Raw genomic sequence first — 13,185 nt, 5'->3', positions numbered from 1 at the left:
ATGTTGGCCCTGGAAGTGGAATATTTGATGGGGCGGGTCATAGCGGCCTGCCATGACGACAGGCGAAAGGTCGAATGGCCGCCGCATCCGGCACGATTATTCGCCGCTTTGGTTGCGGCGTACAAAGAATGCGAATTCGGCGAATCGGTCCGTCAAGCCTTGCAATGGTTGGAAACTCTCCCTGAGCCGAAGATTTATGCGGACCCTCCGCAAATTAAAGGGCTTGGGCGCGACACTCACGACGTATTTGTGCCGGTTAATGATCCCAAGAGAAATACCATTAAACTTTTTCCGGATCGACGGTCTCGGCAACCTCGCTGGTTTCCGGCGTTTACGCCCACCGATAGCCACGTTTACTTTATTTGGGACGAAGTTTCAATCGACTCACAAACCGAACAAGCCTTGCAAGAGGTAGCTCAAAACGTCAGTTATTTGGGACACTCGATGTCGCCAGTGCGTGTCGCCGTGTATCTCGATGTCCCCTCGCAAAAAGCGCCCACTTTGGAACCCGATCCTCGCGGTTCTATCTTGTTGCGGACAACCGCGCAAGGCCGCTTGGAATATTTGGAAAACCTACATCAGCGCCGCATCGAAAATGCCGGTTTACAGCCTCGTTTGGGACGAGTTAGCGAATACCGATTGGCCGGTACAAACGAAACCTCGGTTCCACGTGGCTTTTTTCAACACATTTATGTTTTGCGCAAGGAACAGGGCTGCCGCTTGCCTGTGGAAGCCGCGTTCGGTTTATGTTCGCTGGTGCGAAGCGCTTTGATGGAACGTTGCGCCGATCCGTTGCCAGCAAGTATCAGCGGCCATTTAGAAAACGGCAATCCTTCACCAGAACCGCATATGTCTGTCATTCCACTCGCGAATGTCGGCCATCGTCACGCCGATGGGAACATCATGGGTATTGCGGTTTTATTCCCGGAAAATGCCGCCGCTACCGAGCGCAAACAGTTAGAACAAGGCTTGAAAAGATTGGACACTTTGAAACTGGGTATTTTTGGAACTTGGCGATTAAGTTTGATAGAGAGCGAGGCGTTCGCAGGCATTGCTAAAACCTTAAGGCCTGATACTTATATCGATTCCAGTCAGCACTGGGCCTCGGTAACGCCGGTAGCATTCGGCCGTCATCCCAAAAAACAGACTGGAAAGGATGTGTGGGCATTAATAGCTCAAAACTGTCGAGACATCGGTCTGCCCGAACCGGTTAGCGTCAATATTGTTCGCGCCGGTAAGTTCCACGCTGTGCCGCTAGCCGGAGAATTCAAACAGAGTGCCGACCTGCAACGCTGCCATTATCTGAAAGATAAATTGTTGGCACATATCGAGCTTAGTTTCGATCGCCCCGTAAGCGGTCCGGTGATATTGGGTGCCGGCCGTTTTTTAGGTTTGGGTTTATGCCGACCGTATCGACCTAAGGAGATCGCTCATGCGGGTTGAAGATTTCGATGCATTTTTCATGGCGTTGCACGGCAAACCACCGTTCCCTTGGCAAGCGCGCTTGGCGAAACAGCTTGGCGACACAGGGACTTGGCCGCAGGTTTTGAACCTACCAACTTCGGCGGGTAAAACGGCAGCTTTAGATGCCGCTCTTTTCCATTTAATCGTGGAAGCGGCGCAACCACCCGCGCAACGTCGAGCGCCCCGGCGGATTTTTTTCGTAGTCGACCGTCGTCTAGTCGTAGACGAAGCCTACCAGCGCGCCATAAAAATAGCCGAAGCGCTTGCCAACGCTCAGGGCGGGAGCGGTATTCTGGCTGACGCCGCAGCCGGATTATTAAATTTGGCCGGTGAGGGAGCCAAGCAACCTTTAGTTGTCCGACGATTGCGCGGCGGCCTGCCAATGGAACGAGCCTTTCTCGGCAATCCACTACAACCGGCAGTTATTTTGACAACGGTGGACCAAGTCGGATCACGCCTATTGTTTCGAGGGTACGGCGTGAGCGCCAACATGCGCCCAATCCATGCAGCCTTGACGGCGATGGATAGTCTGATTCTGCTTGATGAAGCGCATATGTCTCAGCCATTCTTACAAACTCTGAAAGCCGTTGCTCGTTATCGATCTGCCGATTGGAGTGAACGGCAAATCCGACTTCCGCATGCCGTGGTGCAGATGACCGCAACACCCGGCGATGCAACAGATGCGTTCGAATTGAACGACAAAGATTATGGGCATGAACTATTACAACAACGCTTGCAAAGCGCGAAGCCTGCCGAGCTTGAAGAAGTCAAGGATGCTAGTGCGCTAGCTAGCGTACTCGCTGATAAGGCTATCGACCTGTTCGCACAGCTTGGAAAAACTTTGCCTGCTCCGGTAATTGGTATTGTTGCTAATCGTGTCGCTACTGCGCGCGAAGTATTCGAGAGATTGAAAAGGCAATCGGATTCGGCCGAGATAATCTTACTGACCGGACGACTCCGGCCAGCAGATCGAGACCATATACTAAAAAAACACTTGCCGAGAATGAAAGCGGGACGTAGCGGAGCGGAGGCAGGGAATTCAAAACCGTTATTTGTAGTTGCCACCCAGACAATTGAAGTCGGCGCCGACCTGGATTTCGACGGATTAGTGACAGAGTCAGCCGCGCTGGATGCGTTACGGCAACGTTTCGGCCGACTTAACCGGTTAGGTGAAAGGCCGCATTGCCTGGCAGCCGTTATCCATGCCAAATCAAATAAAGATGATCCGATATACGGTAAGGCACTCACTGAAACTTGGAAATGGCTTAACGAACACAGCGAAAAGATTAAAGGCAAAAAAAGCAAAGGATTCGATTTTGGCATCCTAAGGCTTAACGGATTGCTGGCGAAGAGCAATGTCTCGTCACTTTACATGTTGCCGGTTGATGCGCCGGTGTTGTTGCCGACTCATCTTGATGTTCTAGTTCAAACTTCGCCAAACCCGCGTGTGTCGCCAGATCCCGCTTTGTTGTTACATGGACCGAATAGCCGAGAGGAAGATGTGCAAGTGGTTTGGCGAGCCGATGTGCCGAAAAATTTTCTGATCGAGGATTTGGCGATACTTCAAGCGTTACCTCCCGTCGGCCACGAAGCCTTGGCGATTCCATTGTCAGCTTTCCGAGCATTTTTGCAACAAATAGGCGAAGCCGATGCCAACGACTTAGAGGGGCTAGCTGAGACCGGCGAAACAATCGAATTCACCGAGATCGGCAAACCGGTTGCTGTTTGGCGGGGTGCGAATGGCGCAGAAATGGTTTCCGCCAATCGTGTACGACCGGGTGATCTGGTGGTATTACCAGCGATTTACGGCGGCGCGGATGAATTCGGCTGGTATCCAACCAAAACAATACCTGTCAGCGATGTTGCCGAACTGGACTGCCTGACAAAGCGAGGAAAATACTATCTACGTTTGCATCCCGCATTGGTTTCGTATTGGTTCGAATCCGGCTCGGACAATGTCGTGGCTGAAATTCAAAGATTAATTGCAAACTGGCAACCGCGACTGGATGACGGCGAGACCGAATTAGCGGCTTTGTACCACGAAGTTTTGGGAATCGCCTTAGATAGCGAGTCCCTATCGTCAAACTATCGAACTGTAATCGAAGCCTTGTTACGAGAAAAATTTAGTGCAATCCCTTATGGAGAACGCGATGCCAGCAAGGGCGTATTGTTGGTTTCGAAGCGCAATGTTGCTCAAACTCTGGTTGATGACGGTGATGCGCTGTCCTTGAGCCGAGAAATTGGTTTGGAACAACATTCCCGAGGAGTTGCAGGTTTGGCGCGGGATTTTTCACTCGGCCTAGGCTTGCCGCCTGATCTTGTTGCCAGCATCGAAAAAGCGGCGCTTTATCACGACCTAGGCAAAGCTGACCCAAGATTTCAGGCAATGTTACAAGGTGGGGTAGCCCGACACGATAAATGGCTGGCAAAAAGCGGCATTAACGCGGCTGATAGAATCGCTCGCCAACTAGCCCGGAAAATTGCAGCATACCCTAGCGGCCAACGCCACGAATGCTATAGCGCGGCTCTATTACGGGCAAATCCCCAACTCCTTGAGTTTTCTGGCGACCCGGAATTGACGGAATACTTGGTCGGCAGCCATCACGGTCATGGTCGTCCATGGATGCCGGCGATTTCCGACGAAGGAACCGACATCGATTTAACCTTCGACAATCAGTCTATACGTTTTTGCGGAGTACATAATCTTGAGCGGCTTGATGCCGGGTGGCCGGAGTTGTTTTGGCGGTTGATAAGGCGCTACGGCTATTGGGGCTTGAGCTTTTTAGAGACTCTCGTGCGATTAGCCGATCAACAGCGTTCGGAATGGGAGAGCAAAAATGAAACAAACGACTGACATCGAGTTGAGTGGCTTGACCGGCAGTAGTCCGATTGGCGCGTTAGCCGCATTTGGCCTGCTGCGCTTGTGCGCGGAGATACCCGTCCTGAAAGAAGCCAGATTGGCATGGCGCCGAGAAGACGATTGGATTGCCGTTTTGGAGGTATCGGATGCTATTGACCGAGATTCTCTACCTGGATTGTTACGCGACCACCTGAAGCAACAATCCTGCCAGGTTTTCGCTTGGGCGGATGACATCCGTGTCCAAAAATCGGACTATTGCCAAGTTCTTCAGCAATCTCTAAGCGATGCTAGCAGTGTCAATCGTCGGTCTTGCGACTACCTTGCGGCGTTTGCGTCTGAAATGGCGGTTGACAATGCCAAGGGCCTAGTCAAACCAACCGCGTTTTACATGACTTCAGGTCAACAAAAATTTCTCAGCAGCGCCCTAGAGTTGGCTGAATCTTTTAAAAAAGATCAGCTTGAAAAAATTCGTGAAGCACTATTCGGCCCGTGGTTATACCGAGATAAGCAACACGCACTGGGATGGGACCCTGCCGCCGAACGAATATATTCATTGCGGCACAAAAAACCGGGAGAAGAAGCGCCGACCAGTGTCAGCGCCGCCGTGCGTTTGGCTTTGGAATCGCTCCCGCTGTATCCGGTCTTTCCCGACAAACGAGGCCGGTTAACCACTTCAGGGTTTGTTCGCCTTAATCGAGAAAACGTCTTCCGATGGCCGCTGTGGCAAGCCCCAATAAGTTTGGATACTTTGAAGTCTCTGTTAATTGCCAATTTGGAAAACGAAGAGGATTTAGCGCAACGAGGTGTCACTGCTGTTTACAGCTCCATCCGCTCGGAATTCGGGCAAGGCTATGGCCTATTTCGTCCGGCCCAGTTGGTTTGGCAGCAAACTTAAGGATGACATATGGTGTTAGCAATTCTGAAATTGGATGTGAGCAGCAACCCGGAGTGCAAAAGCTCACCACAACCCCATAAGCCCCCGCAAACTCTTCTCCACCGCCGCCAGTTCCTCGGCGGTGACGGTGGCGAGCGGGCCTTCGCCGAAGCGGGAGCGGTCGATGGCGCGCGGTTGTTCGGCCATGACGTAACTGTCGGCTTTCAGCCGGCCTTGCGGTGCAATCGGTATCCGCAGCGGCGCCAAGCTTGGCCGAAACTGGCTGGTCAACGGCACCACCACAATCGTGGGCAGGCCGCCGGTAATCATCGCGTTGTCCTGCAACACCAGCACCGGCCTGATCTTGCCGATTTCGGCGCCCTTGTTGGGATTCAGATTGGCGGTCCACACCTCGCCGCGCTTCATCATTCCCACCATTTTTCGTCGGGGTCGATACCGGCGGCGCGCTCTTCGGCAATCAAACGGTCCAGGCCATCGTCCACCGCGTCGAAATCTGCGGCAATTTGCAGCGCTTCCGCCCTGGCTTGCGGATCGTTGGCCAAGGCGCGTGCCGCTTCCACCATTTCCGCCATAAACCGCTCGCGCTCGCGGCGGGCCAGGTATTCGGTGATCGCCAAGCGGGCGATTTCCGACTGGCTTTTGCCTGCCAGTTGGGCTTCGGCTTTGAGATTGGCTTCCACATCGTCGGGTAAACGCAGGCTGATGGCAGGCATGGCGGACTCCAGGTAATACGTTGATGATGACAAATTGTATTACAAAATGAATGACGAACGCCCGCCCATCCAACTGGAGCTACCGCTGCCGTTCCCGGAATTGTCCGGCGACATGCCGTTGCTGCCGGCGCGGATGATTAACGAGTACCAGTACTGCCCGCGTTTGGCCTATCTGGAGTGGGTGCAAGGCGAATGGGCGGCGTCGGCCGACACCGTGGAAGGCGACCACGCCCACCGTCGGGTGGATAAGCCGTCCAAAAGATTTCCGGAAGCCGACGAACTGGATGAAACCGAGAAATTGCACGGCCGCTCGATCACACTATCGTCCAATCGTTTGGGTTTGATCGCCAAGCTGGATTTGATCGAAGCCGAGGACGGCGTGGTCACACCGATCGATTACAAGCGCGGCAAGCGTCCGCACGTGGCGCGCGGCGCTTACGACCCGGAGCGGGTGCAACTCTGCGTGCAGGCCATGGTGCTGCGCGAACACGGCTACGTCTGCGAAGAAGGCGCACTGTATTACGTGCAAAGCCGGGAACGGGTGCGGGTGGTGTTCGACGACGAGCTGCAGCAACTCACCGCCAACGCCATCAACGGCCTGCGCCTGATCGCCGCCGGCGGCCACATTCCCGATCCGCTGCGGGACAGCCCGAAATGCGCCGGTTGCTCGCTGGTGGGTATATGTCTACCGGACGAAGTCAATTACTTGCGCCACGCCGACCTGGAACCCCGGCCGCTGGCAGTGATGCGCGACGAAGCCCTGCCGGTTTACGTGCAGGCCTACAAGGCCAAGATCGGCAAAAAGGGCGAGGAGCTGGAGATCAGCATCGACGACGAAAAGGTGCAGACCGCGCGGCTGGTGGATGTTTCCCAAGTGGTAGTGATGGGCAACGTCTACATCACCACGCCGTGTTTGCAAGACTTGATGAAGCGCGAGATTCCGGTCAGTTGGCACAGTTACGGCGGCTGGTTTGTCGGCCACACCGTCGGCACCGGCCACAAGAACGTCGAGTTGCGCACCGCCCAATATAAAGCCAGTTTCGACGACAAAACCTGTCTGGCGATCGCCCGCAATCTGGTGCGCGCCAAAATCCAGAACAGCCGCACTTTAGCGCGGCGCAACTGGCGCTCCGACGCGCCGGTAGAACCCTTGCTGGAGGCCTTGAAAAACCTGGCCGACAAAGCCTTGCGCGCCGTCGATTTGCCGCAATTGCTGGGCATAGAAGGCGGGGCGGCGGCCCAATATTTCGCCGCCTTCGATCAATTGATCAAAAAACCGGACGACAGCAAGCAGCTGAGTTTTGACTTCAACACCCGCAACCGCCGCCCACCCACCGATCCGGTCAACGCCATGCTGTCGTTTGCCTATGCGATGCTGACCCGCACCTGGACCATGAATTTGAGCGCGGTCGGTTTGGACCCGTATCGCGGCTTTTACCACCAGCCGCGCTATGGCCGGCCGGCGCTGGCATTGGATTTGATGGAACCGTTCCGGCCCATAGTCGCCGATTCCACCGTATTGCAAGTCATCAACAACGGCGAGGTGCGTCCCACCGATTTCGTCAGCGCCGCCGGCAGTGTCAACTTGAACGAAGGCGGCCGCAAGCGCTTCATCGCCGCCTTCGAACGCCGCATGAGCCAGGAAATCACCCATCCGCTGTTCGGCTATAAAGTCGATTACCGGCGCCTGTTCGAAATCCAGGCCCGCTTGTTCGGCCGTTATTTGCTGGGCGAATTGCCGGAATATCCCAATTTCACCACGCGCTGATGGCGGCCTACGAACATCTTTACATCATCACCTACGACATCCGCGACGCCAAGCGCTGGCGCCGGGTATTCCGGTTGATGAAAGGCTATGGCGAATGGCTGCAATTATCGGTGTTCCAATGCCGGCTCAGCCGCAAGCGCCACGCCGAATTGATTGCGCTGTTGGACGGCATCATTCACCATAACGAAGACCACATCTTGATCGTCAACATCGGCCCGGCGGACACCGTCAAGCCGTCGGTGGTCAGTTTGGGCAAGGATTTCGAGGTGGTGGAACGGCAGCCGGTGATCGTGTGACGCCACGCTCGGATTTCCGCCGAGCCGGCGCGAGCGCTGCGGTGCCGCGCAAAAGCCGGGCAGGTCTCGCGAGCCCTGCGCTCTTTAACAATCAGGCACTTAGATATTTCGATTGGCGCTTAACAGGCTTTTCCGCTAAATTTGCCCCGCCGTTTGGCTCAGCCCTCGCAAACGGCCCGCGCAGGCCGCGCCAATCAAGGCCTCCAGCCCGCGCTGCATTCCCCGGCCACCCGCCGGGGCCTCATTGAAGCGAACTCCATACCCGGTTGATAAAACGGATATTGCGCCGCATTCCCCGGCCACCCGCCGGGGCCTCATTGAAGCCGTATCTGGTGCCGGTCGTCGGCCCTGGTGTTGCGATGCATTCCCCGGCCACCCGCCGGGGCCTCATTGAAGCGACCAGATCGCATCCGCAACATCTTGATCCGTACCGCGCATTCCCCGGCCACCCGCCGGGGCCTCATTGAAGCGATGATGCACTATCGAGCCAGGCCATTGCCGATAGCGCATTCCCCGGCCACCCGCCGGGGCCTCATTGAAGCGCGGAGCCGTTTCGGCAGGTTTGGCTTTACTGACCGCCGCATTCCCCGGCCACCCGCCGGGGCCTCATTGAAGCGTCAGCTTTTCCTCGTTGCTTTCCGGCTGTGCTGAATGCATTCCCCGGCCACCCGCCGGGGCCTCATTGAAGCGACCCGGACGCGTTATTTCCGTTTAGCAGTGGGTTGCATTCCCCGGCCACCCGCCGGGGCCTCATTGAAGCACTACATGTGCTAGCGTAACAAACCAATTTGTCTAAAGCATTCCCCGGCCACCCGCCGGGGCCTCATTGAAGCTGGAGTCTTTCAAATGAAAAAAATCTATGCACTGATGCATTCCCCGGCCACCCGCCGGGGCCTCATTGAAGCGGTTGGATTCAATCCGACGGTGTTACTGTGCTGAAGCATTCCCCGGCCACCCGCCGGGGCCTCATTGAAGCTTGAGCGCATAGAACGCAGGCTTGCCGGCATTCACATAGCATTCCCCGGCCACCCGCCGGGGCCTCATTGAAGCCCGCCCAACTGCTCGAAGGCATCCCAGTTATCGGCCAAGCATTCCCCGGCCACCCGCCGGGGCCTCATTGAAGCGCCAGATTTTCCCGCACCTCGTCCGGTGCCAACACGCATTCCCCGGCCACCCGCCGGGGCCTCATTGAAGCGAGGCATGTTCAGCGGCTATTCCAGCCAACCGATGCGGCATTCCCCGGCCACCCGCCGGGGCCTCATTGAAGCCTGACTGAATATCGCATATTCGCACCGTCGTCCGGCATTCCCCGGCCACCCGCCGGGGCCTCATTGAAGCTGCCATTTGAATATCCTCATGAGTTTGTCGCCCAACGGCATTCCCCGGCCACCCGCCGGGGCCTCATTGAAGCCACCGGCACCGAGTCGGTAAAGAAAACGAAACGATGCATTCCCCGGCCACCCGCCGGGGCCTCATTGAAGCCATTCCTGGCTGAGTTTCGCCTGGTCAGGTTCCTCAGCATTCCCCGGCCACCCGCCGGGGCCTCATTGAAGCCTTGGCGCTTAATATCGCATGGTTCAATGCGTCGTTGCATTCCCCGGCCACCCGCCGGGGCCTCATTGAAGCCTGGATCATCCGACCCAGCTTTTTCCGGTATTTCGAGCATTCCCCGGCCACCCGCCGGGGCCTCATTGAAGCCGGCGACGGTCGCCACCGGTTCGCCGTCTTGGTGGTGCATTCCCCGGCCACCCGCCGGGGCCTCATTGAAGCAATTCGATGTTTACCGCGCGCACGGTTGTGGCGGATGCATTCCCCGGCCACCCGCCGGGGCCTCATTGAAGCGCGGCGCAATTTTGCGCTGCGAATGACCCAGTACCGCATTCCCCGGCCACCCGCCGGGGCCTCATTGAAGCCCGCGGCTGTACGGATGGTTACGCGGCGACGGCGCGCATTCCCCGGCCACCCGCCGGGGCCTCATTGAAGCAAGGTGTACTAAGCGACATTCGCTACCCCATTGATTGCATTCCCCGGCCACCCGCCGGGGCCTCATTGAAGCGAACGGGGCACCGCCGGCAAAAAACTTGGTGTGCCGAAGCATTCCCCGGCCACCCGCCGGGGCCTCATTGAAGCAAGCGCTTAAACGGCTCGCATCGGCGTATCGCGCCACGCGCATTCCCCGGCCACCCGCCGGGGCCTCATTGAAGCTCGGCTGGCTGCAAACGAATCTGCGCGCTCCAACCTGCATTCCCCGGCCACCCGCCGGGGCCTCATTGAAGCAACCCTTCAATGTGTTGCAGCGCAGCGCCGTCCAGCGCTTGCATTCCCCGGCCACCCGCCGGGGCCTCATTGAAGCACGTCATCCCAGCCAGCGACGTGCCATGCAACCATGCGCATTCCCCGGCCACCCGCCGGGGCCTCATTGAAGCGCTCAACCGGTGGTTGCTGGGCCGCAGCCGTTCAACGCATTCCCCGGCCACCCGCCGGGGCCTCATTGAAGCCCAGTGTATATCAACCGATTCGAGCGATTTAATTTCGCATTCCCCGGCCACCCGCCGGGGCCTCATTGAAGCGTTGCCACGGTTTTGATCTTCTCCACCCGGTCCGCGCATTCCCCGGCCACCCGCCGGGGCCTCATTGAAGCACCGCCGATATATCCCGGCTGGCGAACACGGCGATACGCATTCCCCGGCCACCCGCCGGGGCCTCATTGAAGCGAACATTACCAGCGAAGGCACGCCGCAGAAACATCTGGCGCATTCCCCGGCCACCCGCCGGGGCCTCATTGAAGCGAAGCAAATCAGCGGATTGGCGGAAATGTTCGCTGAGCATTCCCCGGCCACCCGCCGGGGCCTCATTGAAGCCGAATTTGCCGGATCGACCTGATTGCAGATGTACGCGCATTCCCCGGCCACCCGCCGGGGCCTCATTGAAGCTGCGGATTCGACGCAACGCCGAAACAGCGTTCCGCCCGCATTCCCCGGCCACCCGCCGGGGCCTCATTGAAGCCGCCAAAGCCTGATAGGTAGTTTGAGCCGCACACAAGGCATTCCCCGGCCACCCGCCGGGGCCTCATTGAAGCGAGATGTCCAGGCCGGCCGCTGCGTTGATGTTCGCGCATTCCCCGGCCACCCGCCGGGGCCTCATTGAAGCGAATCGGTACCGCTCGCCGCTGACGGTGATTTGAGGCATTCCCCGGCCACCCGCCGGGGCCTCATTGAAGCTCGAGCTGTTGGTTGTCAACGTCGGCGTCCATCGCGCATTCCCCGGCCACCCGCCGGGGCCTCATTGAAGCGTCATCGATTGACAACGCTTCACCCATTCTTCGTTTGCATTCCCCGGCCACCCGCCGGGGCCTCATTGAAGCCACAAGTGTCATCGGTGCCTAGCCTTACAATCAGCGCATTCCCCGGCCACCCGCCGGGGCCTCATTGAAGCAAAGCGTATACACCGTTACGCGACGGTCTGATTTTGCATTCCCCGGCCACCCGCCGGGGCCTCATTGAAGCGATAGGTTCTGGCGTTTGTTCAACGTCCAGAATCGCAGCATTCCCCGGCCACCCGCCGGGGCCTCATTGAAGCGGATTACCGCCCGACTCGGCTTGCACTTGCGCGGCGAGCATTCCCCGGCCACCCGCCGGGGCCTCATTGAAGCTATGCTGGAAAATGTGCCGCCCGGCAAACCCGCACCGCATTCCCCGGCCACCCGCCGGGGCCTCATTGAAGCACCTGAAAATCGTATGGTCCCCTTTCCGGTAATGTAGCATTCCCCGGCCACCCGCCGGGGCCTCATTGAAGCGAAACGACCGCCCTCGATGGCGAAGTGTGTTTTGGAACGCATTCCCCGGCCACCCGCCGGGGCCTCATTGAAGCGGCATTGTCCGCGCCGGTTGAACAAACCACCGAAACCGCATTCCCCGGCCACCCGCCGGGGCCTCATTGAAGCTATGGCGCAATCGGCATATTCACTAATTGACAAAATAAGCATTCCCCGGCCACCCGCCGGGGCCTCATTGAAGCCTAAGTGCTGCGCGACTAAATAGCCTTGCGTACCCTGGCATTCCCCGGCCACCCGCCGGGGCCTCATTGAAGCGGCGCTGATTGTTTTGGCCGCGCGTGCACGTTCGGCGCATTCCCCGGCCACCCGCCGGGGCCTCATTGAAGCCCGAATTGCGACGCGTCCCGGCTGAACCGGTTGATCCGCATTCCCCGGCCACCCGCCGGGGCCTCATTGAAGCGATGGCTTCGATCAAGCCGGTTCTCGATTCATCGATAGCATTCCCCGGCCACCCGCCGGGGCCTCATTGAAGCCGCAACGACCAGCACCACACCATTGCCGGCGTCGATGTCGCATTCCCCGGCCACCCGCCGGGGCCTCATTGAAGCGTTTATTGGCCTGCGCTTGTATCTTGAGTGTTGCGGCAGCATTCCCCGGCCACCCGCCGGGGCCTCATTGAAGCGGTGTAGCATCGCCCGCGCGCAATTCCGTTCTGATCGGCATTCCCCGGCCACCCGCCGGGGCCTCATTGAAGCGCTAGTTCACAAGCTTGCAAACCGGACAAGTCTCGCGCATTCCCCGGCCACCCGCCGGGGCCTCATTGAAGCGTTGCTGATGTCAACCTGATTCTGCCGACCTACGTTGCATTCCCCGGCCACCCGCCGGGGCCTCATTGAAGCAAACTGCTCAACCCGCGCCGTTTCTTCGTCTTGATAGGCATTCCCCGGCCACCCGCCGGGGCCTCATTGAAGCCGGGTTTATTCGGCGGCGGAGATGCTCGATTTACTTTGCATTCCCCGGCCACCCGCCGGGGCCTCATTGAAGCGCCGAAACGATCCAGATTCGATTGGATGCTGATTGAGCCGCATTCCCCGGCCACCCGCCGGGGCCTCATTGAAGCATTCACATCAACCCCCCCTTAATATACTGAATTTCCCAGCATTCCCCGGCCACCCGCCGGGGCCTCATTGAAGCCAGCCCGATGAATCTCAGCGTCAAACGATTGCACCCGCATTCCCCGGCCACCCGCCGGGGCCTCATTGAAGCAACTGCGTCAATCCCAAATGCCGCAAATGGTGGACTAGCATTCCCCGGCCACCCGCCGGGGCCTCATTGAAGCAAAAATGGGCGGAGGGAAGACAAAAATGTCAGAACTGACGCATTCCCCGGCCACCCGCCGGGGCCTCATTGAAGC

At 58.1% G+C, this 13,185-nt stretch carries 7 protein-coding genes and 1 CRISPR repeat array (1 of these 8 only partly in view); of the genes, 5 read left to right on the top strand and 2 right to left on the bottom strand.

Annotation, left to right across the window (positions count from 1 at the left end; genetic code table 11):
* From csb2 to NP603_RS14025, 3 genes are read left to right on the top strand one after another with little or no spacing between them, the layout of a single operon-like run.
* Complete coding sequence (csb2, locus tag NP603_RS14035; RefSeq protein WP_256611528.1) at nucleotides 1–1,443, top strand: type I-G CRISPR-associated protein Csb2; 1,443 nt, start codon at nucleotides 1–3, stop codon at nucleotides 1,441–1,443.
* Nucleotides 1,433–4,318, top strand: a complete 2,886-nt coding sequence (cas3g, locus tag NP603_RS14030) for a type I-G CRISPR-associated helicase/endonuclease Cas3g (protein WP_256611527.1) — start codon at nucleotides 1,433–1,435, stop codon at nucleotides 4,316–4,318. Before csb2 ends, cas3g begins: the two co-directional genes overlap by 11 nt.
* A complete protein-coding gene (locus tag NP603_RS14025) occupies nucleotides 4,302–5,219 on the top strand; it encodes a type I-G CRISPR-associated protein, Cas3-extension family (RefSeq protein WP_256611526.1) in 918 nt (305 codons plus the stop codon). Before cas3g ends, NP603_RS14025 begins: the two co-directional genes overlap by 17 nt.
* A gap of 63 nt (nucleotides 5,220–5,282) precedes the next feature.
* Here the strand turns inward: NP603_RS14025 and NP603_RS14020 are convergent, their stop codons facing one another.
* Nucleotides 5,283–5,627, bottom strand: a complete 345-nt coding sequence (locus tag NP603_RS14020; RefSeq protein ID WP_256611525.1) for a type II toxin-antitoxin system PemK/MazF family toxin — start codon at nucleotides 5,625–5,627, stop codon at nucleotides 5,283–5,285.
* On the bottom strand, nucleotides 5,624–5,932 hold the full coding sequence (locus NP603_RS14015; RefSeq protein WP_256611524.1) for a ribbon-helix-helix protein, CopG family: 309 nt from the start codon (nucleotides 5,930–5,932) through the stop codon (nucleotides 5,624–5,626). Before NP603_RS14015 ends, NP603_RS14020 begins: the two co-directional genes overlap by 4 nt.
* 46 nt (nucleotides 5,933–5,978) lie before the next feature.
* On the opposite strand from NP603_RS14015, the gene cas4g/cas1g reads away from it, so the two are divergent.
* Both cas4g/cas1g and cas2 read left to right on the top strand, forming a co-directional pair.
* Nucleotides 5,979–7,700 (top strand): CRISPR-associated endonuclease Cas4g/Cas1g, encoded by a 1,722-nt coding sequence (gene cas4g/cas1g / locus NP603_RS14010; RefSeq protein ID WP_256611523.1) that lies wholly within the window; start codon nucleotides 5,979–5,981, stop codon nucleotides 7,698–7,700.
* Nucleotides 7,700–7,996 (top strand): CRISPR-associated endonuclease Cas2, encoded by a 297-nt coding sequence (gene cas2 / locus NP603_RS14005; protein WP_256611522.1) that lies wholly within the window; start codon nucleotides 7,700–7,702, stop codon nucleotides 7,994–7,996. Before cas4g/cas1g ends, cas2 begins: the two co-directional genes overlap by 1 nt.
* A 215-nt stretch (nucleotides 7,997–8,211) precedes the next feature.
* Nucleotides 8,212–13,185: a CRISPR direct-repeat array (repeat unit 36 nt; unit sequence GCATTCCCCGGCCACCCGCCGGGGCCTCATTGAAGC); it runs 3,406 nt beyond the window's last position.

The organism is Methylomonas aurea, assembly GCF_024505045.1.
GTDB classification, from domain to species: Bacteria; Pseudomonadota; Gammaproteobacteria; order Methylococcales; family Methylomonadaceae; genus Methylomonas; species Methylomonas aurea.
Note: the sequence above shows the minus strand (reverse complement) of the source record. Positions and strands in the feature narration are given on the sequence as shown.

Bases quoted from the DNA above. Each gene is read 5' to 3' on its own strand.
- cas2 (WP_256611522.1), top strand. From the start codon at position 7,700: ATGGCGGCCTACGAACATCTTTACATCATCACCTACGACATCCGCGAC.
- NP603_RS14015 (WP_256611524.1), bottom strand. From the start codon at position 5,932: ATGCCTGCCATCAGCCTGCGTTTACCCGACGATGTGGAAGCCAATCTC.
- cas4g/cas1g (WP_256611523.1), top strand. From the start codon at position 5,979: ATGAATGACGAACGCCCGCCCATCCAACTGGAGCTACCGCTGCCGTTC.
- NP603_RS14020 (WP_256611525.1), bottom strand. From the start codon at position 5,627: ATGATGAAGCGCGGCGAGGTGTGGACCGCCAATCTGAATCCCAACAAG.
- NP603_RS14025 (WP_256611526.1), top strand. From the start codon at position 4,302: ATGAAACAAACGACTGACATCGAGTTGAGTGGCTTGACCGGCAGTAGT.
- csb2 (WP_256611528.1), top strand. From the start codon at position 1: ATGTTGGCCCTGGAAGTGGAATATTTGATGGGGCGGGTCATAGCGGCC.
- cas3g (WP_256611527.1), top strand. From the start codon at position 1,433: ATGCGGGTTGAAGATTTCGATGCATTTTTCATGGCGTTGCACGGCAAA.